At 41.9% G+C, this 19,512-nt stretch carries 15 protein-coding genes; all 15 read left to right on the forward strand.

Annotation, left to right across the window (positions count from 1 at the left end; genetic code table 11):
* Nucleotides 1–7 precede the first annotated feature (7 nt).
* Genes tssJ through tssH form a run of 15 tightly spaced genes read left to right on the forward strand, consistent with a single transcriptional unit; the run spans nucleotide 8 to nucleotide 19,478 of the window.
* Nucleotides 8–463 carry a type VI secretion system lipoprotein TssJ gene (tssJ, locus tag R7H07_RS12360; protein ID WP_017820223.1) on the forward strand — a complete coding sequence of 152 codons (456 nt, stop codon included), beginning with the start codon at nucleotides 8–10 and terminating at the stop codon, nucleotides 461–463.
* Between the two features lie 21 nt (nucleotides 464–484).
* Nucleotides 485–1,810: a type VI secretion system baseplate subunit TssK gene (tssK, locus tag R7H07_RS12365; protein WP_080659252.1), complete on the forward strand. Its 1,326-nt coding sequence runs from the start codon at nucleotides 485–487 to the stop codon at nucleotides 1,808–1,810.
* A gap of 11 nt (nucleotides 1,811–1,821) precedes the next feature.
* Complete coding sequence (gene tssL / locus R7H07_RS12370) at nucleotides 1,822–3,114, forward strand: type VI secretion system protein TssL, long form (RefSeq protein ID WP_206958887.1); 1,293 nt, start codon at nucleotides 1,822–1,824, stop codon at nucleotides 3,112–3,114.
* Nucleotides 3,115–3,130: 16 nt separating this feature from the next.
* Nucleotides 3,131–6,649: a type VI secretion system membrane subunit TssM gene (tssM, locus tag R7H07_RS12375; RefSeq protein WP_206958885.1), complete on the forward strand. Its 3,519-nt coding sequence runs from the start codon at nucleotides 3,131–3,133 to the stop codon at nucleotides 6,647–6,649.
* Nucleotides 6,631–7,326, forward strand: coding sequence for a type VI secretion system-associated protein TagF (gene tagF / locus R7H07_RS12380; RefSeq protein WP_025767710.1), 696 nt, complete (start codon nucleotides 6,631–6,633; stop codon nucleotides 7,324–7,326). The genes tssM and tagF overlap by 19 nt, the downstream gene beginning before the upstream one ends.
* A gap of 9 nt (nucleotides 7,327–7,335) precedes the next feature.
* Nucleotides 7,336–8,130, forward strand: a complete 795-nt coding sequence (locus tag R7H07_RS12385) for a PP2C family protein-serine/threonine phosphatase (RefSeq protein ID WP_005375947.1) — start codon at nucleotides 7,336–7,338, stop codon at nucleotides 8,128–8,130.
* Entirely contained in the window at nucleotides 8,123–9,238 is a 1,116-nt protein-coding gene (tssA, locus tag R7H07_RS12390) for a type VI secretion system protein TssA (protein WP_025767711.1), read from the forward strand. Before R7H07_RS12385 ends, tssA begins: the two co-directional genes overlap by 8 nt.
* A gap of 15 nt (nucleotides 9,239–9,253) precedes the next feature.
* Complete coding sequence (tssB, locus tag R7H07_RS12395) at nucleotides 9,254–9,784, forward strand: type VI secretion system contractile sheath small subunit (protein WP_005387524.1); 531 nt, start codon at nucleotides 9,254–9,256, stop codon at nucleotides 9,782–9,784.
* Complete coding sequence (gene tssC / locus R7H07_RS12400; RefSeq protein WP_005375950.1) at nucleotides 9,784–11,277, forward strand: type VI secretion system contractile sheath large subunit; 1,494 nt, start codon at nucleotides 9,784–9,786, stop codon at nucleotides 11,275–11,277. Before tssB ends, tssC (R7H07_RS12400) begins: the two co-directional genes overlap by 1 nt.
* Nucleotides 11,278–11,329: 52 nt before the next feature.
* Nucleotides 11,330–12,841 carry a type VI secretion system contractile sheath large subunit gene (gene tssC, locus R7H07_RS12405; RefSeq protein ID WP_025767712.1) on the forward strand — a complete coding sequence of 504 codons (1,512 nt, stop codon included), beginning with the start codon at nucleotides 11,330–11,332 and terminating at the stop codon, nucleotides 12,839–12,841.
* 10 nt (nucleotides 12,842–12,851) lie between these two features.
* A complete protein-coding gene (locus tag R7H07_RS12410) occupies nucleotides 12,852–13,646 on the forward strand; it encodes a type VI secretion system accessory protein TagJ (protein WP_171345415.1) in 795 nt (264 codons plus the stop codon).
* A gap of 7 nt (nucleotides 13,647–13,653) precedes the next feature.
* On the forward strand, nucleotides 13,654–14,118 hold the full coding sequence (gene tssE / locus R7H07_RS12415; RefSeq protein WP_017635621.1) for a type VI secretion system baseplate subunit TssE: 465 nt from the start codon (nucleotides 13,654–13,656) through the stop codon (nucleotides 14,116–14,118).
* Nucleotides 14,115–15,938 carry a type VI secretion system baseplate subunit TssF gene (gene tssF / locus R7H07_RS12420; protein WP_017820213.1) on the forward strand — a complete coding sequence of 608 codons (1,824 nt, stop codon included), beginning with the start codon at nucleotides 14,115–14,117 and terminating at the stop codon, nucleotides 15,936–15,938. The genes tssE and tssF overlap by 4 nt, the downstream gene beginning before the upstream one ends.
* Entirely contained in the window at nucleotides 15,935–16,900 is a 966-nt protein-coding gene (gene tssG / locus R7H07_RS12425; protein WP_065275344.1) for a type VI secretion system baseplate subunit TssG, read from the forward strand. The genes tssF and tssG overlap by 4 nt, the downstream gene beginning before the upstream one ends.
* 10 nt (nucleotides 16,901–16,910) lie before the next feature.
* The gene (gene tssH, locus R7H07_RS12430; RefSeq protein ID WP_017635618.1) at nucleotides 16,911–19,478 is read left to right on the forward strand and encodes a type VI secretion system ATPase TssH; all 2,568 of its coding nucleotides are present in this window, start codon (nucleotides 16,911–16,913) and stop codon (nucleotides 19,476–19,478) included.
* Nucleotides 19,479–19,512: the final 34 nt, after the last annotated feature.

Genomic DNA, 19,512 nt, shown 5'->3' on the forward strand with positions numbered 1-19,512 from the left:
TAGGGTGATGAAAAAGTTTTACCAATATATTTTGTTATTAATTTCAATGGCTTTATTTGGGTGCTCAGCAGCGAACCTAGTTGTTGATCCATACTCAGATTTAGAAATAGCAGCAAGTCATAACATTAATCCTGATTCAAACGGCAGGCCTTCTCCTGTAGTGGTGTATGTATTTGAATTAACGTCAAATACCATTTTCGAAAGCCAGGACTTTTTTTCTATTTATGAAGAAAGTGAAAAAGTCTTAGGACCTGATTTAGTGAATAAATATGAAGTTTCATTAACTCCAGGTCAGAAAGAAACATATCAAGCAAGTATGTCTCCAAAGACAGAATATTTAGGCATTGTCGTAGCGTTTCGAGATATTGAAAACTCAAATTGGCGACAAGTCATTAAAGTGGATAAGACCGGTTACAACACATATCAAGTATTGTTAGAAGATCTGTCTTTGGTCGTTAAATAACGTTTAGTTGGCTAATTATAAATGACGCAATACTCCAAGACGGCTTGGTGCGAAGGAATGTTTTTACGTCCCCAGCACTTCCAACAACAAGAACGCGCAACCTCTCAAGAATTCAAAGGCTTACATCAGTTAGGTGGGGTTTACAATTGGGGAGTTTGCAAATGTCGAGTAAAAAAACACGCGCTAAAAGATGGTCTTATTGAACTTGAGCATCTTGAAGCTGTTTTGCCGGATATGACGTTGGTTAATACGTTAATATCCAACGATTCAGTTTCGCCTCTACTTATTGATAAAAACACTGAAAATACGTTAGTAAAAATAACTCTCCCTCTTTCAAGTGTTACAGGTAAAAACGTTTCGGATGTAAGCGAATCGATCGTCTCTCGTTATGTACTTCAAGATATCGACGTGATAGATAACCTTACAGGACAAGATGAAGAAACCATCCAAGTTGCAGCCCTCAACCTTGAGTTGAAAGCGAGTAATGACAAATTAGCGGGTTATGTGGAGTTACCTATCTTAAGGATCAAAGAGGTAACTCCTGAAGGGGAAGTTATACTAGACGATGAGTACGTTCCTCCGCTTATCAATCTCCTTAGCGACAAAGTTATGTCAGCCTATCTACGTAACGTTATCGCGATGACAAAGATGCGTGCTGACGTTATTGCGCAGCGCTTGATTAAGGGCAAATCTGCATCGGCATCTGCTGTTGATTTCATCATGCTCCAAATGTTGAACCGATATGAGGCGAAGTTAAAGCATTTCAGTGAGTTAGATAGGTTACATCCACTGGAATTAGCGACGACACTTAAAGGTTACATTGGTGAGTTAGCCACTTTTTCTAATAAAACTAAAAGAGTCCCAAGTTTGCTTGCGTATGATCACTTAGATGTATCAAGTGTTTATAGCGAGTTGAATCAGATACTCAGTCAGTACCTCAGTGTTGTTCTTGACCAAACTGCGACCAAACTTCCGTTGGAGCCTCGCCAATACGGTATTCAAGTGACGCCGCTTCCAGATAAACGCTTGCTTGAGTCATGCCAATTTGTGCTAGCAATTAAAGCAGATACCACAACAGATGAAATAAGACGCCTGGTCCCAGCGCAACTCAAGTTTGGCCCGGCAGAACAGATTCGCGATCTAATTAATAATCAGATCAACGGTATAAACGTAGTGCCGTTGAGTGTCGTCCCGAGACAGATTCCTTACCAAACGGGCTATGTCTATTTCGAAGTTGTCAAGAAAGGGCCATTTTGGATGAGGCTAAAAGATAGTGGCGGTATTGCGCTTCACCTATCAGGGCATTTTCCTAATGCTGAACTTGAGCTTTGGAGTATTAATCAATAGGCGCGCTCTGTATGGAACAAACGATAGTAAAACCAACACCGGGTGGAAGAGCACCCGCATCGAAACCACAATCAGAAAAGTCTGTGGATAATACCGTAGTTATCTCAAAAAGCCCTGAATTGGTGAACAATGATTCAGTGGTCGCTTATGGGAGTAACTCTCTACTAGCAGAGGCGAATGGCCTGTTATCTATTATCGGTCAAATTCGGTCGACAGCGACTCATTCCGATCCGTTGTTTCTAAAAGAGACATTGGCACAAAAGCTTAGAGATTATGAGAACCGATTACGTCAGCATGACGTTGATTTGGATACCATTGATACAGCTCGTTATTGTTTATGCTGTTCACTAGATGAAGTTGTCCTTAACACCAATTGGGGTGGGCATTCATTCTGGAGTCACGATTCATTACTTAGCTCCTTCTATGCTAGCAGTCAAGGTGGGGAAGCGTTTTTTAAGCATCTTGATAAGTGCATGGCGAAACCAGATGCGAACTTAGATTTGCTTGAACTAATGTATGTGTGCTTATCTCTCGGGTTTCTGGGTCAATACCGTTTAGAAAAAAATGGACTGGAATCGCACCGGAAATTGAGAAGACAGGTTATTGCTACTCTTAAGTCTTATGGGAGAGGAGTCCCTCAGGAGCTAAGTAATAGTATCGACCAACACATTTTGAATGGCTCAAAGGCTTCTGATAGAGCGCCTCTTTGGGTTGTATGTTCTGTAACGGCGGCATTATTGGTCTGCATATATATGTATTTTAGCTATGAGCTAAATAAGGCATCAAATCGCACCTTTTCTCAATTAGTTAATTTGATTCAACCGCAACAACTTAACCAAGATGCAACGTCAGAATCAAAATCAGCGCCAATTTCAGAAAAGATTTCAATGTATCTAGCAACTGAGATCGGTAAGGGGCTAATCAATGTTGAGCCGCTGCAAGACAGGGTAAGAATTTCGTTAAAGTCTCAAGATCTATTTGAATCAGGTAGTGCTGATGTTGTCGCTTACATCCAACCCGTTATTTCTAAGCTTGCGAGAACATTGGAGTCGACCCAAGGCAAGATCATTGTTACTGGTCACACCGACGATAGGCCTATTTTCACGAGTAAATATCCCTCGAACTGGCACCTATCATTAGCTCGAGCCACTGCTATGTCTGAACAACTGATCTCGAATAGTGCATTAGAAGGGCGAGTGATACCCGAGGGATTGGGGGATGCAAGACCATTAGTTGAAAACAGTAGTGATGAAAACCGAGCTATTAACCGCCGGATTGAAATCGACCTTCTTGTCGCGAATTAATAATAGGTAGATAGAGATGCGTATTAAAGAAATTGGCAGAATATTTACTCAAAGATGGTTTCTCGGTCTTATCGGTGTCGCTGCTTGTTCTATTTTCATTTGGGTTGTTGGTCCACTTATTACGATAGCGGGATATGAGCCCCTAAAGAGTGACTTTCAACGGCTAGTCACTATTCTAGTGTTGGTGTTGCTTTGGGCGATGTTTAACGTTACCAAGCAGCATAAGCAAAAGGTGAAAGAAGACGAAAGTATTCAAACGTTGCTTGAGGTTGATAGCCTATCAGATAAAGAAGCGGCAAGTGAAATTGACTTAATGCGCGAGCGTATTGAGCAAGCTGTCAAAGTAGTGACGAAAACACACAAAGGCAAGAGAAGCTTGTATGACTTACCGTGGTATGTGTTGATTGGCCCTCCTGGAACGGGGAAAACAACCGTATTAAAGCAGTCGGGGTTAGAGTTTCCATTAGGAGACAGCCTTGGCTCTGACTCTATTGCCGGTGTAGGTGGCACTCGCCACTGTGATTGGTGGTTTGCAAATAAAGCAGTTCTTATAGATACGGCTGGCCGGTATACGACACAAGACAGTCAAGAAAAGGTCGACTCTAAAGCGTGGCATGGTTTCTTAGGATTGTTGAAAAAGTATAGAACGCAAAGACCAATTAATGGTGCGATTGTTACGATAAGTTTAGCCAGCGTGATGTCTCAGACTCGAACCGAGCGAAGTCTTCATGCTCGAGCAATTAAGTCGAGACTTCAAGAACTGAAAAACCAGTTAGGCATGCAGTTTCCGATTTACGTATTGCTCACCAAAATGGATTTAGTTGCCGGTTTCAATGAGTTTTTTGCCGATTTAAGTAAGGAAGAGCGAGAGGAATTATTTGGTTTCATGTTCCCTCGTGAAGTGGATGATGAAAGAGGCGTTATTTCTCTATTCAACAAAGAATTTCATGGCATGTTGGAGCGCCTTGATGCCCGTATGCTTAGAATACTTGAAACAGAGGACGATTTAGATAAACGCGCGCTTATCTTTGAATTTCCAAAGCAATTAAGAGTGCTACAAGCTAATCTTGACGAGTTTTTAGCTGAAATTTTTGCACAAAACAGTTTTGAAGAGCCTGCCTTGATTCGTGGTGTGTTTATGTTGAGTTCGGTTCAAGAAGGCTTACCAGTCGATAAGCTGATGAATGAATCAACCAATGGACTTGGGTTAAATCGTTTAGCTCTAGCAAAGAGTCAGACTGGTTCTCATAGTTATTTCGTAAAGAATCTTTTTGACAAGGTTATTTTCAAAGAGCAACTGTTAGGAACAGTTAATCGTCACTATCAAAAGCAGTCAGGTTGGATGCGTCGAGGTGTTTACATTGGATGTACAACGCTACTGCTAGGAGCTTCTGCGCTTTGGTTTATGAGTTATAAGTGGAACTCACAGTTAATTGTCGATACCAATGAACAAGCGAGCCATATTGATGCAATGATTGGCGCTCAAAGTTTAGATTTTGAAGCGGATATTGTTTCAGCTGTAGAAACATTAGATAGGTTGATGACGCTTCCTCTCGGAAAGCAAAGCGACTACGGTGATGCCGACTCTGTAAAGAGGTTTGGTCTCTATCAAGGAGACAAAGTGTCTCAGGCGGCAAACAATGCATATTCTGATGCTTTGACCCAATATTACGCCCCTCTGCTTCTTGATAGCTTGGTGTCAGAAATGGAGAGCAATCAACAGCATCGTGAGTATTTGTACGAAACGTTAAAAACGTATTTGATGTTATTCAATCCAGACAAATATCAACAAGATGAAGTGTTGGCTTGGTTTAACTTTTATTTCGAACGTCAATATCCGGGTGAGCTAAACGCAGACTTAAGAAGACGTTTGCTACAGCACACTCAATATTTATTAGGCAACGATGGACAAGGCTTTACTTACAACACTGCTGCCGTGACGAGTGCTCGAGAAGTGTTGACTCAAATGTCTCTACCTGAACGTGCTTATCAGCGAATGAAAATACAATTTTCTAAGAGTCATGTACCTTCATTTCGCTTGACTGATGTATTGGGACCTAAAGGGCTTGAGCAGTTCGAGCGAGCTAGTGGAAAACCGCTATCACAAGGCATTTCGGGTTTCTACACGTACAATGGTTTTCATAGCATTTTTCAGATTCAGATCAACCGTACAGTAAAAAGCCTAATGGAAGAGAACTGGGTTTATGGTGACGATCTTAAGGCTCATGAAATTGATCAAGACAGTGCCATCCAAGGCGTTCAGTCTCGATACTATCAAGATTATGTTAATGAATGGAAAACGTTGATCGAAGATATTCAATTGAAGCAGGCTCCGAGCCTAGAACTTGCGACAGAGCAAGCGAGGGTTTTATCTGGAGTTGAAAGACCAATCGAATCTTTGTTGAGAGCAATCCAAAAAGAGGTTGCTCTATCAAAAGTATCATTGTCAGAAAATCAAAAAGCCGCTTCTGAAGTTGCTGGTAAAGTTGCCAAAGTTAAGTTTTCAAATACGGCAGATAGACTAGACATGTATTTACCTGAAGAAAACGGCTTCAATGTTGCTCTGCCAGGTAAAGAAGTCGAATCGCATTTTTCAGAGATCTTACGCCTTGGTGAGCAAGACTTTGATGATATTCAACAAGCAATGGTTAACTTGCGTTCGTATTTAAGTGACTTATCAAGCTCTGGTAACAATCAGAAAATTGCCTACAAAAGTATTTTAGATGGAACCGTTACACAAGATGTCGCAGCTTCCTTCGCTCGTGCTAAAGAACTTTTGCCGAGACCATTTAATCAATGGCTAGGTGAGCTTTCTCAAGAGTCGGTTAAGTTTGCGGAGAGCGGTTCGAAGGATCATCTAAATCAACTCTGGGTAACACAGGTGGTCCGCCCTTATCAGCGGACTATTGCTGGCAGATATCCATTCGAGCCCAACGCGAGCAGAGAAGTTAGATTGAAAGACTTTAAGCGATTCTTTGGTTATGGAGGTACGCTTGACGCATTCTTCCAAGAATACCTCGAACCGTTTGTGGATACTTCGAAAAGTCGTTGGCGATTAGAAAAGGAAATTGGAGTTCGTCCAGAAACACTAATGGTCTTTCAAAGAGCGCAACGTATCAGGCAGTCTTTCTTTGAATCTGATAATTCCTTACGCGTAGAGTTTGGGATGAAGCCTGTTTATCTAGACCAGCACATTACTCGATTTGTCTTAGAGTTGGGTGGACAAGATTTGGTTTATAAGCATGGACCAGCAAGAGCTAAATCGTTGAGTTGGCCTGCCGGTCAAGATCAGACTCGAATTGTGTTCACACCACCTGAATCTAAACGCGAAATTGCGCATACCTATGAAGGTGAGTGGGGCATATTCAAGCTTTTGGATCAATCACTTAAAGCAAGGCCAGAATCGCGTAAAGACAATATAGTTATGATTGATTTAAAGGGAAATAAGGTGCAACTAGAGCTTATTCCTTCTAGTGCCATTAATCCGTTTTGGTCAAATGAAATGGAGAGGTTCAGATGTCCACGAACCTTATAACATCAGGCTGGGGTTATATCGGTAAAATGCCTGCAAAAGGGGACTTTGTGAAAGATGGTTTATCACAAGATTTCTCGGAGCGTTGGCATGATTGGCAACAGGCGGTTATTGCAGTCAGCAGGGAACAACTGGGTGAAAGCTGGAATGAGCACTTTTTAACGGCTCCTGTGTGGCACTTTGCTTTGGATATTAGCTATTTAGAAGACTCAACGTACATTGGTAGCATGATTCCTAGTGTTGATGCATGCGGTAGATACTTTTTCTTTACTATAGCTCGTGCCGTAAAAGGTGAAGCTGCGCAATATTGGGGTGACAGAGCTTGGACCGAGGACAGTGCCGCTCTTGCTCTTTCAGTACTTGAGGACGACTTTGTCTTTGATGTTTGGCATAAGAGTACTCAAGAAAAAAATGACCTCGTTGCGAATGTAACGAGTGAAGTGACGCCTCTGGAGTTTCTTTATCAAAGCCAAATATCTACAGTTTTTCATGATCACGGCAATACTGATCAAAACACGCTTTTGAATTACCTCATTAAAGAAAAATTGAGTAAACCATGTTTTTGGTGGACTGAAGGTTCAACGAAGGTTGAACCATGCATGTTCATTACGAGTGGATTTCCTTCAATTGGTCAGTTTTCAGCCATGCTTGATGGCGGTTGGAAAAAGTGGAATTGGTAGGATAGAAGAATGAATTGGAACTATTTTACCTTTGCTAAATCGCACGCAGGAAAAGTACGCCCTTATAACGAGGATGCTCTGTTGGATATGACAGAACAGCATATTTGGGTGGTTGCCGATGGAATGGGTGGACACAGTGCTGGCGATATAGCAAGCCAGATGCTAGTGGATAGAGTCGCGCGCCACATGCAGGATGTCTCCAATACTAATATCGATGATATCCGAAGAGTGGTTCAAGAAGCGAACTTAGAAATTTACCAATACGCACAAAATCACTTAGACGGTAAAACGATGGGAACAACACTTGTTTTGTTGTTTATTCAGGATGGGTATTACCACTGCCTTTGGGTGGGGGATAGCCGAATTTACCAGCTTAGAAGTGGTAATTTTGTCCAAAAAACACGTGATCATAGTCAAGTCATGGACTTAGTGGATCAGGGCTTATTGGCATTTGAAGATGCCGAATCTCACCCTCTTGCAAATGTTATTACCAGAGCTGTTGGGGTCGACGAAAGTGTCACTATTGATCAAGTTTCAGGGCAGTTGGCTGACGGCGATCAGTTTCTACTCTGTAGCGATGGACTCTCTAAGGAACTTACGAGTGATGAAATTCATCGGACATTGTATGCAGACTCAGTCAACCAAGCTGGATTAGCGCTCATGCATTCGGCTTTGGTTCGGGGTGCAAGTGATAACGTAACTTGTGCTTTGATCAAAGTTCGCCAAGCGCAAACGGAGTGCGAAACAGTAACTAGAGAAGACGCGACAATACCTGTCTTTCTAAGAGGGAGAGCTTATGAGTAATGAAATGTTTGATTGGTATGAACAAGCGTTGGCTCCTATATCTCAAGAAAATCCTACAGGTGTTGATCCTAGAGAGGATGTATCACCACAGTCTGCTTACTATCGGTTGAAAGATCAGCGTATGGCCGCCCGCAACGCTGAACGTAATGCTCTTATAGAAGAAGAAAGTATCTATACCCACAGTAATTTATGGCGAGTATTTATTGAAGATGTCCCAGAAATACTCACGAATCAGTCTAAAGATTTGGAATTTGTTGCCTGGCTTATAGAAGCCCTAACTCGATTGTATGGTTTTCGTGGTATGGGCGTTGGCTACAAACTCGCAACCAGTTTAATTGAGAACTTTTGGGATGATCTGTACCCAATGCCTGATGAAGATGGTATTGAGACAAGAATATCGGCGATTATTGGCCTCAATGGTATCGATAGTGAAGGAACACTTATTTTTCCAATTGCTTGTATACCATTGACTGACTTAGGCGTGGAGCAAGCTTATGCCTATTGGGAATATCAGCAAGCTATAGAGCTTGAGCGCTTAGACGAAGATAAGCGCCGAAATCGAGTCGAGCTTGGGGCTGTTGAGTTATCTGAAATTATAACTACCGTTAAGTCGACTTCTGATACGTTTTATCAAGAATTAATCACGGATTTGGAGTTCGCTACAGAATCATTTAATGAATTCAGTCAGCGATTAGACGAAGTGGTCGGTGATGTGACTCCTAGCTCTTATATATCAAAAAGACTTGAATCAATACACTCGGCATTAAAGCACCTTCTAGGAGATCGTTTCAATCAACCACAAGCCGTGTTTGAAGAGCTAGAGGATCTTGATGAATCTTCTTCTGAACAACCGTTAAGTTCACAAAGTTGTGATGCATTATTAGCGACAAACATGAAATCACGAGAGCAGGCAATTAGACAATTGCAGCAAGTAGCTGATTTCTTCCGAGAGAGTGAACCTCACTCACCAGTTTCTTACTCCATCGAACAGATTATTCGTTGGTGTGGGATGCCTCTGCCGGAGTTACTGGCGGAACTTATCTCCGACGGGGATGCAAAGAAAAGCTACTTCCGTTTGGTTGGCATAGCAGAACAAAATGAAAATTAATAAAGGGAGAATGGTATGACGAGTATCCACTCGAAACTATCACGAGTACGGAAGCCTCGTGTCCACATTACCTATGATGTTGAAACTGAAGGTACGACTCTTAAGAAAGAACTGCCTTTTGTTGTAGGTGTAATGGGTGACTTCGCTGGTCAAAACACAGAAGCGTTGAAGCCATTAAAAGACCGCCGTTTTATTCAGATCGATCGAGATAACTTTGACGATGTACTCAAAAAAATGAATCCATCGGTGAAGTTTAAAGTTGCGAATAAGCTTGCGAATGACGATTCACAGTTTGAGGTCGATTTAAACTTTAAATCAATGCAAGACTTTGAGCCTGCTGCGATCGTAAATCAAGTTGATCCACTACGCCAATTGATGGAAACGCGTAATAAACTGCGTGATTTGATGACAAAAGTTGACCGCTCAGAAGAGCTTGAAAATATCCTAGAGGATGTTTTGAACAATACGGACAATCTGGCAAGACTTGCAGGCGAGTTAGATCTTGACAAGAAAGCGAAGTCAGACAGTACTGAAGGAGCGGAATAATGACGACTGAAGCTGAAAAACAGTTAGATCCAACAGTTAATGAACAGACAACTTCATTCTTAGATCAAGCTATTGGTGCGACTAAGCAGACCGAAGCTTCTCGTGCTGAGGAGCTGATTAAAACGCTCGCTGAAGAAGCAATGAAAGGGACAGTTACTTGGAACAAAAACCTAACAGTAACTTTTCGTGAAGCGATTAATTTGCTCGATAGGCAGATTTCTGATCAGTTGTCTGAAGTAATGCATCACCCAGAATTACAGAAACTCGAAGGTTCTTGGCGCGGCTTAAATTATCTAGTGATGAATTCAGAGACTAGCTCTACTCTGAAAGTTCGCATGATGAGCATGACCAAGAAAGAGCTACATAAAGACTTGAGCAAAGCTGTTGAGTTTGATCAAAGCCAGATCTTTAAAAAGGTTTACGAGTCTGAGTTTGGTAGTGCTGGTGGTGAACCGTATGGTGCATTGATTGGAGACTATGAGTTTACCAACCACCCAGAAGATATTGAGTCGTTACGCCTAATGTCAAATGTAGCGGCTTCTGGCTTCTCTCCATTCTTGTCCGCAGCTTCACCAGCACTATTCGGCTTTGATGAGTGGACTGAGTTGTCAAAACCACGCGACCTAGATAAGGTATTTGAATCACTAGAATACGCCCAATGGCGTTCGTTCCGCGAGAGTGCCGATTCGCGCTTCGTTAGTCTGACGATGCCAAAAGTCCTTGCTCGTTTGCCATACGGACAAGCTACCGCTCCAGTCGAAGAGTTTGGGTTTGAAGAGTTCGAAGTAGATCCTGTTTCAGGTATTGCTGTTAACGCTGAACATAACGACTACTGTTGGATGAACTCTTCGTATGTTCTTGGTGTTAAGTTAACCGACGCATTTTCAAAATATGGATTTTGTACTGCCATCCGTGGTGCAGAAGGCGGCGGTCGAGTGGATAACTTGCCAACGCATTTCTTCATGAGTGATGATGGCGACCCTGATATGAAGTGCCCAACAGAGATTGGTATTACCGACAGACGTGAGGCGGAGCTTGGTAAGCTTGGTTTCTTACCGCTTTGTCACTACAAAAACACCAACTATGCAGTGTTCTTTGGTGCGCAAACCTGTCAAAAACCAGCGAACCATGAATCCCCTGAAGCAACGGCCAATGCGGCCATTTCTGCCCGCCTACCTTATATGATGGCAACATCTCGTTTTGCGCATTATTTGAAAGTAATGGCTCGAGATAAAATTGGTAGCTTTATGGAAGCAGAAGACGTTGAGTCTTGGCTGAACCGCTGGATCCTAGGTTACGTCAATGCTTCTGAAGGCGGTGGTCAAGAGATCAGAGCGAAATACCCTCTAGCAGACGCTCGTGTTCAGGTTAAGGAAATTCCTGGCGCACCTGGTTCTTACAATGCCGTAGCATGGCTGAAACCTTGGTTGCAAATGGAAGAACTGACGACATCTTTGCGACTTGTGGCCAAGATCCCTCAGTCAGGTGGATAAGAAACGAATTGGCTGGTCGAAAGGCCAGCCATGACCAATCTTTATGTTCTAGATGGAATTAGCAGTGTCACTTAACTTTCGCGACCCTAGCAAGCTAAAACATGAGTTCAGTACCGGAGGCTACGCTGAACTTGATAGCCCGTGGTTGACTCGATTCAATGAATCTTCTGATCTTGTATCGTCAGCTCGAATTTGGCTAGAAGGTACACGTTCAAGAGATTTGGACAGCTTTCGTCATAGTGTGATGAACACAATTAACCGCATTGATGAGCTATTAGAATCTCAACTAAATGAAATATTACATCATCCTGAGTTTCAACAGCTCGAAAGGGGGTGGGTTGGAGTTAGGTATTTATGTGAACAGGTTGATTCTCGTTCATCGGATTCTGTAAAAGTTAAGGTTTTAACGGCGACATGGAATGAAATCAGTAAAGATGCTTTAAAAGCCATCGAGTTTGACCAATCAGCACTATTTAAGTTGCTCTATCAAAATGAATATGGGATGGCAGGGGGAGAACCCTTTGGTGTGGTGGTTGGAGATTATCAGCTTCGCTGTGATCCTAGTAAAAATTATTTTGATAGAGATCTGTCTGTGTTGAGTAAGATCTCTCAGTCTGCAGCTGCAGCATTCAGCCCATTTATCATGTCTGCATCGCCAGAGATGTTTGGTGTTGATAGTTTCGCTCAACTCTCTGCGATAAGAGATATAGCGGCCCAATTTGAACAGGAAGATTATGCAAAGTGGCGTAGTTTGAGAGACAACGATGACGCTAAATTTATTGGTTTGACTGCACCTAACGTCTTGTTCCGTCAGCCATACAAAAGTGATGGCTCGCGGAATGATAAATTCAATTTTCAAGAACACATCTACGACTCCAACCGAGATTTGCTATGGGGGAGTAGTGCGTACTGTTTTGCTGCCGTATCAATTAGAGCATTTCAGGAACATGGTTGGTTCACGCATATGCGAGGGATTAAACAAGGCGATTACAGTCAGGGTATTATCGTCGCTCCTACAAGGAGCAAGATGCGTGTTAATGGCAAGAATGATCGTGAAAGATGTCCGTTAAACTTGAAAATCTCTGAGAGAAAAGAACAAGAATTGTCTGAGTGCGGTTTTATTTCTATTTCTCCAATACCTGAGACCGATATGGTGGGGATGACCTCGAATGTATCTCTCTACAAGCCCAAACAATACGCAGAAAAGCATATTTCAACGAATGCAAAACTGACATCGATGTTGCAATACACATTGTGTGTATCGCGAGTCGCACATTATCTCAAGGTTATGGGGCGTGACAAAATTGGTGGGTATCAAGACGCAGAAAGCCTAGAGCGTGACTTTCAACGCTGGTTACATCAGTACACTACCGCATCAGATGAAGCGTCTGATGAGCTTCGAGCTAAATACCCCCTAAATGAAGCGAAAATTACAGTTCGAGAGAAAAGAGAAACTCCTGGACATTATTACTCAGTTATCCATTTGCGACCGCATTTTCAACTCGATCAAATGGTATCTAGCATTAAATTAATTACCGAATTATCACCAGAGCACATGGTGTAAGGAAATAACAATGACTCAATGGAAAAATGCTTTGTCCCAAGGCCTATTGCAACACGCTCTAGAGCAATTAATTGATGAAATTAAAGCAACCCCTAAAGATGCGAGCTTGAGAAGTTCCTTCATTGAGCTTCTTTGCATTGATGGGGACTTCGAGCGTGCGGACGCTCAGCTCATGCAATCGATTAAATTGTTTCCTGAGTATCTGCCTGGTGCAAGTCAGCTACGACATTTAGTGAAAGCAGCTCAAGCTAGAAAGGATTTTATCAATGGTGCGGCTAGTGCCAAAGTATTAGGTGATGATGAATTAACTAAAGAGCTTGTTCGATTTAATCTTGCTCTCGGAAATCAAGAGTACGAAGAAGCGTCACGTCTATCGCATCGCATTGAAGAGCATCGCACTATTAAAGGGTTTAACGTAAACGGCACAAACTACGAAGATGCTAGAGATATTGATGATCGTTTAGGTGGTTACATTGAACTGTTTTCTACAGCAGGTAACTATTTTCTTGTACCCATATCGAGCATCCATACGCTAGAAGTTAAAGCACCTACTTCTTTGTTAGAGAGTATTTGGCGACCTGTCGAGTTTGATATCGATGGACTTGGTGAAGGCGAAGGCCATATGCCGTTGACATATGTTGACTCAGAGACCGATGCGCAAAAGTTAGGTCGAGAAACGGATTGGAAGCAGATTGGTGAGCAAGAATCTTTTGTTGGCTTGGGTCAAAAATGTTGGTTAGTCGGTGACTCAGCGCTTCCAATCTGTGATTTGACTACATTATTAGAACAGAAACAAATAGCGTAGAAATATCATGTCGTTAACCGTTTCTCTGCTCGACAAATTGATAGATAGTGATCCTCTCACTCGAGATGAGAAAGACTTCCCTGCAAGCCAGCAACAGATGTTGAGCAGCTTACTTAGAGATCTAGAGTCGATGCTGAATAGTCGTATTGGATGGAAAAATATTCCTGATGATCTTCTAGAGGTTCGTTATTCAATATTGAACTATGGGCTGCCAGATTTTTCCTCAATGCCCTATAGCAGCCAAGAAGGGCAGAATCAGCTTTGCGACATCGTTCATGATGCAATTAAAGAGTTTGAGCCGAGGTTAAGGAACCCTCATGTCCAGATTTCGGACGAGAAAAACGCTATTGATAGGGTATTGAGGTTACAGATAAATGCCACTTGCTTAATTGATAACAGTATTCATGAAGTGCGATTCAATTCTGAAGTAGAGCCGGTAAATTTAGGTATGAAACTGAGTAGAGCAAAATGAGTGAAGAGTTTCTCAAGTACTATAATCGCGAGTTAGCTTATTTGCGTCACAAAGGGCAAGAGTTTGGTGAGCAGTATCCCAAGATTGCCGCGAGACTTCGTATTAGTGAGGAACAGGTTGACGATCCACACGTAGAAAGATTGTTAGAAGGCTGCGCATTTCTAACAGCAAGGATTAGACAAAGCTTAGACAATAGTTACCCTCAGTTTACAGAGTCTTTGATGGGACAGTTATATCCGGATTTTCACGCCCCAATCCCGTCAATGTCAGTCATTAAAATGAGCTGTTCTAACTCCACTTCCTCTTATTTTGATGTAGAAGAAGGCGAGCGAGTTGTTATCGGTGCTACTGGATATCATGAATGCGAGTTTAGAACTTGTTATCCGGTCAGAATGTATCCTGTTGATGTGACCTCTGGCGTTTTTAAAAATGCGCCTTTCAAGCCAGTTGGCTCACGATGGGAAAGTAATGCTCATTCAGTTTTGAAAGTACAGCTCACGGCTCAAGATGAAGAGACTCCTCTTGGTGAAATGGGGATAGAACGGCTGCGCTTCTATTTAAACGGTCAATCTCAATTGACTTTTAAGCTCTACCAAATGCTGTTTCAAAACCTAATTGGTTTATCTGTTGTTGTGGATGGCAAAGAAGTTCGTCCTTTAACCAAAAGACATCTTTCTGAAGTAGGATTTTCAGAAGATGAGAAAGTTGTGCCATACAGTAAAAGAAGCTTTTCAGGAGCAAGATTACTTGTTGAGTATTTGCACTTTCCTGAGAAGTTTATGTTCTTTGATATCACCGAACTTGGATTATCTGAGCTAGATCTTGGAGAGCAAGTCGAACTGTATTTTTACTTTGATACCAACGATGACTGGCTTCCAAAGCAAGTGGACGAAGAAAGCTTAATGGTAGGTTGTGTGCCTGTAATCAACTTATTTAAAAGTATTATGGAGCCTAAGCGTATTCTACCAACTGAATACGATTACCACTTGTCTCCGCAATACCAAGAATCTGAAAGTAATGAGGTTGTCTCAATTTCTGACGTAACGTTGAGAAACTGGAACAAAACGTACCACAATTTGCCATGTTATCACGCTGGTGAGCACACGCATTATACAAACACTAGTGAGATTTATTGGTTGATGAGACGTGAGGATAAGAACTGGGCTGGTGGGTATGATGAGCCAGGTAGAGAAACTTACATTTCTTTTGTTGATAAAAAACATCAATTGTTCAGCCCGGATAGCCGGGAAAACTGGTTAATGTACGTGGAAGCTGAGTGCTGTAACCGCAACTTAGCGCAGAAACTTCCATTTGGAGGTGGGCTGCCGCAAGTATCTTTACCGGAGGTAAATGACAATTTCGAATCTGTTCGTTGTTTAGTTTCTTTATCAGAAACTATTCGGCCAGAAATGGATGAAAGCACACGATGGCAGTTAACTAAGCTTTTAACTTTAAACCATTTTACCGAGGAAGATGGTTTAGCAACTTTGAAGCAGACCCTTAATCTCTATGCATTTTCTGGGACAGCAGAAACGAAAGCGGTAATCGATGCTTTAACTAAGTTAGAGTTTGAGCCTACTACAGGAAGAATTAGTCAGAAAGGCAAAGTTGGATTTGCGCACGGTATAAAAATTATTTTGACGGTTTCTGATCAAATTTTACCTAAAGAGCAGATCTTTCTCTTAGGTAGTGTTTTATCTGTTTACTTCTCGCAATATGCTGAAATTAACATTTTTACGCAGTTAGAAATAAGAATTAAGTCCACGGGAAAGTCTTTCCACCTATGGCCCGCATTAACTGGCGATAAGGTGTTGCTATGAGCGCGGAACAATTTTATCGAGAATTAAAGCAACATCCATTGTTTGAAGCGATTCATCTTATTGAACACGAAGTTCTGCAAGCAGAGGCGCAAATAGGAACAGATGCGTTACCGAAGCATGAAAAGCTAAACTTAAAGGTTAATCCATCATTAGGTTTTGAAAATGCTCAGCTTTGTGAACTGAAAAATATAGATGACAGCAAGTTAGAGATTGAGACCAATTTAATAGGCCTAACGGGTGAGCAAGGTGTGCTTCCACAGCACTATAGTGAATTAGCTTTACATCGCCAAAAAGAAGGCGATACGGCTATGGTGGACTTCTACGATATTTTCAATCATCGCTTATTATCTCTTTATTATCGATGTTGGCAACTGAGTCAGCTGACTGTTCAGTCTCGTGCGCATGCGCAGGGCGCGCGTTCGCCGTTAGAAAGCTGTAAATCGGCATTAACTGGGAAAGGGAGTTCATTGTCCCGGCACTATGGTGGTGTGTTTGCTTCACCAATGAGAAGTAAAGGTGGACTAAAAAGTATTCTTGAATGTTTATCTGGATGCCAAGTAAAAGTTCATGAATTTCAAGGACAATGGTTACACCTTACGAAAGAAGAGCAAACACGCCTTGCATCCCGAACTATGCCTGAAGGGCAGTTTGCTCAACTTGGTTTAGGAGCGTCTTTGGGTTCGAAAGCATGGAACATCAACGCGGGGACAACAATAGAATTTCTGCCAAAAGATAAACAGCTAGTTAGTAAATTGCTTCCTAACCAACCCAATATAGCAATCATTAAGAACGCTGCTTATGAGTTGATTGGAAAACATAAACAACTGAAGTGGCAGCTCACCACCAAACATAGTTTGCTACCACAAGCTTGTTTATCGAAACAGCAGGGGCAGTTAGGTATTGGTTCTGTGCTTAAAAAACACGAACGTACAAAAGATCGAACTATAACAATTACTATTTAAAGGAAATGTAATGGCTTCACTCTCACTTTCAGCGTTGGTCGAAAGATTGTCTCCTCAGGCTAAGGAAACACTTGAACAGGCAGCTGCGATGGCAAGCTCCCGAACTCATCACAGTATTGAAATGTCTCACTGGTTAATGATGATTATCCGCCATCCTGACGATATTTACTCTGAAGTTTTTGACGAATTTGATGTCGATAAAATCAAGGTTGAAACCGATATTCAAAAGGCATTAGAAAAATACAAAACAGGATGCCAGTCGGTGCCTGGGCTATCAGCTCATACGGTGACTGTTATGCAAAATGCCTTGTTGTCTGCAACCATTGAATTCAATCAAGAACAGTTGGGGTGCATCCATCTTTTATTTGCCTACTTGTCTGATGATACGTTAGTCAACATGGCTGGTTCGATTAGTCCTGAACTAAACAAGATAGAACCATCTCGCTTATTGAACTTTAAAGAAAGTAATGCGCCTCAATCAAGATCGAATGACTTAGCGCAGTCAAACGCGAATTCCGCCTTGAATCAATTTACAACAGACCTTACTGAGCAAGCTAGGGAAGGTAAAATAGATCCGGTGATTGGTAGAGATAATGAAATTCGCCTAATGATCGATATTTTATTAAGACGCCGACAAAACAACCCGATTCTTACGGGAGAAGCTGGTGTTGGAAAAACAGCCGTTGTTGAAGGTTTGGCGCAAAAGATCATTGATGGCGATGTACCTCCCGCTCTGCAAAATGTGGCAATTAAGTCTCTGGATTTGGCGTTACTGCAAGCCGGCGCAGGCATGAAAGGTGAGTTTGAAAACAGGCTTAAGAACCTTGTTAAGGAAGTAAACGACGCTCCACAGCCTATTATATTGTTTATTGATGAAGCTCATGGCCTAATTGGCGGTGGTGGGCAAGCGGGCCAAGGTGATGCGGCGAATATTCTGAAGCCAGCATTAGCGAGAGGTGAACTCAGAACGATCGCAGCAACAACGTGGGCAGAGTATAAAAAGTATTTTGAAAAAGATGCAGCTTTAACTAGGCGTTTTCAAGTCGTAAAGGTTGATGAGCCTGCCCCTGAACTCGCGATCGAAATGTTACGAGGCTTACTTGATGTAATGGCACAACACCACGATGTTCATATCACTAACCAAGCTCTCAATGCAGCGGTCCAACTCTCAGCTCGATACATTAATGGTCGTCAACTGCCAGATAAAGCGGTTTCTGTTTTGGATACGGCCTGCTCTCGAGTTGCGTTAAGTCAGTCATCTACACCGGGAGGCCTAGATGCGAAAAGAAATAAACTTAAAGCAAAGCAAGCTGAGTATGAGCATCTTAGCCAAGAGAATCGGCTAGGAGCATCTCTTGATGTGCAGCTGCAAAGTGTCCGAAAAGAGATTGATGCGCTATCTAATGACATTATTGAATTAGAAGTACTTTGGGAAAAAGAAAAAGAATGGGTAAGTGAAGCTAAGTCACTTAGAACCCAAATAATCCAGGAGGGTTCTGAGACTGCGAGAGACAAGTTACAAGAGCTTGAAAATAACCTCTCCGCTAACTCACAGCCCTTAGTTTTTTCGCATGTAAATGAAGCGCTAATCGCAGAAGTTATTTCGGATTGGACCGGTATACCGTTGGGTAAACTTCAGGATGATGAAATCCAAGCAGTATTGGGTTTGAAAGAAAGTTTGTGTAAGCGAGTTGTCGGGCAGGATCACGCTTTAGAGCTCATGTCTGAAGTGATAAAAACCGCGAGTGCGCAGCTCACGGATGAGACACGACCAAATGGTGTATTTCTCCTGACCGGACCAAGCGGAGTGGGTAAAACCGAATCGGCTTTGGCGATTGCAGAGAAAGTGTATGGTAGTGAAGAAAATGTCACGACTATCAATATGTCGGAATTTAAGGAAGAGCATAAAGTCTCATTGCTATTAGGTTCTCCTCCTGGTTATGTCGGTTATGGAGAAGGAGGTGTACTGACTGAAGCTGTTAGACGTAAACCTTATAGTGTAATTCTCCTCGATGAAATGGAAAAAGCGCACCCTGGTGTTCAAGATATTTTTTATCAGGTATTTGATAAAGGCTCAATTAAAGACGGTGAAGGTCGAGATATAGACTTTAAAAACACTATTATTATTATGACCGCGAACACAGGGACCGAAACGACGATGTCTTTGTATTCTGATCCTGATTTAGCTCCTGAGCCGTCAGCACTAAAAGATTCTTTACGCGATGATTTGTTGGTTGACTTTAAACCAGCATTTTTAGGGCGTGTGAATGTATTACCTTATTTGCCTCTATCAAGAAAAGTATTGATAGAAATAACAAAATTAAAGTTGGATAAAATTACGACTCGTATTCGTAAGCACTATAACGCTGACCTATTTTTTGATGAGGAACTAATTAATGATATTGTAGACAATAGCAATGAGTCTGGGAGTGGTGCGCGTGTGGTACAAACAACCATAGAAAATACATTGCTTCCGAAGATTTCTCATGAAATATTGCATGCAATTCTTAATGATAAGACGTTTGATGAAATTATTGTTAAAGGTACAACTAGTGGACTTGATGTCTCAATAGTTTAACATCCTTTACACTCTCAATAATAATTGGGAGTTG

It is taken from the genome of Vibrio sp. Vb1127 (assembly GCF_033338735.1).
Classification (GTDB): domain Bacteria; phylum Pseudomonadota; class Gammaproteobacteria; order Enterobacterales; family Vibrionaceae; genus Vibrio; species Vibrio alginolyticus.

What these genes read in the sequence shown, in the direction of transcription:
- tssC (WP_005375950.1), top strand. Translation starts at nt 9,784, where the DNA reads ATGACGACTGAAGCTGAAAAACAGTTAGATCCAACAGTTAATGAACAG.
- tagF (WP_025767710.1), top strand. Translation starts at nt 6,631, where the DNA reads ATGTCCACGAACCTTATAACATCAGGCTGGGGTTATATCGGTAAAATG.
- R7H07_RS12385 (WP_005375947.1), top strand. Translation starts at nt 7,336, where the DNA reads ATGAATTGGAACTATTTTACCTTTGCTAAATCGCACGCAGGAAAAGTA.
- tssG (WP_065275344.1), top strand. Translation starts at nt 15,935, where the DNA reads ATGAGCGCGGAACAATTTTATCGAGAATTAAAGCAACATCCATTGTTT.
- tssE (WP_017635621.1), top strand. Translation starts at nt 13,654, where the DNA reads ATGTCGTTAACCGTTTCTCTGCTCGACAAATTGATAGATAGTGATCCT.
- tssJ (WP_017820223.1), top strand. Translation starts at nt 8, where the DNA reads ATGAAAAAGTTTTACCAATATATTTTGTTATTAATTTCAATGGCTTTA.
- tssC (WP_025767712.1), top strand. Translation starts at nt 11,330, where the DNA reads ATGGAATTAGCAGTGTCACTTAACTTTCGCGACCCTAGCAAGCTAAAA.
- tssB (WP_005387524.1), top strand. Translation starts at nt 9,254, where the DNA reads ATGACGAGTATCCACTCGAAACTATCACGAGTACGGAAGCCTCGTGTC.
- tssA (WP_025767711.1), top strand. Translation starts at nt 8,123, where the DNA reads ATGAGTAATGAAATGTTTGATTGGTATGAACAAGCGTTGGCTCCTATA.
- tssH (WP_017635618.1), top strand. Translation starts at nt 16,911, where the DNA reads ATGGCTTCACTCTCACTTTCAGCGTTGGTCGAAAGATTGTCTCCTCAG.
- tssF (WP_017820213.1), top strand. Translation starts at nt 14,115, where the DNA reads ATGAGTGAAGAGTTTCTCAAGTACTATAATCGCGAGTTAGCTTATTTG.
- tssK (WP_080659252.1), top strand. Translation starts at nt 485, where the DNA reads ATGACGCAATACTCCAAGACGGCTTGGTGCGAAGGAATGTTTTTACGT.
- tssL (WP_206958887.1), top strand. Translation starts at nt 1,822, where the DNA reads ATGGAACAAACGATAGTAAAACCAACACCGGGTGGAAGAGCACCCGCA.
- R7H07_RS12410 (WP_171345415.1), top strand. Translation starts at nt 12,852, where the DNA reads ATGACTCAATGGAAAAATGCTTTGTCCCAAGGCCTATTGCAACACGCT.
- tssM (WP_206958885.1), top strand. Translation starts at nt 3,131, where the DNA reads ATGCGTATTAAAGAAATTGGCAGAATATTTACTCAAAGATGGTTTCTC.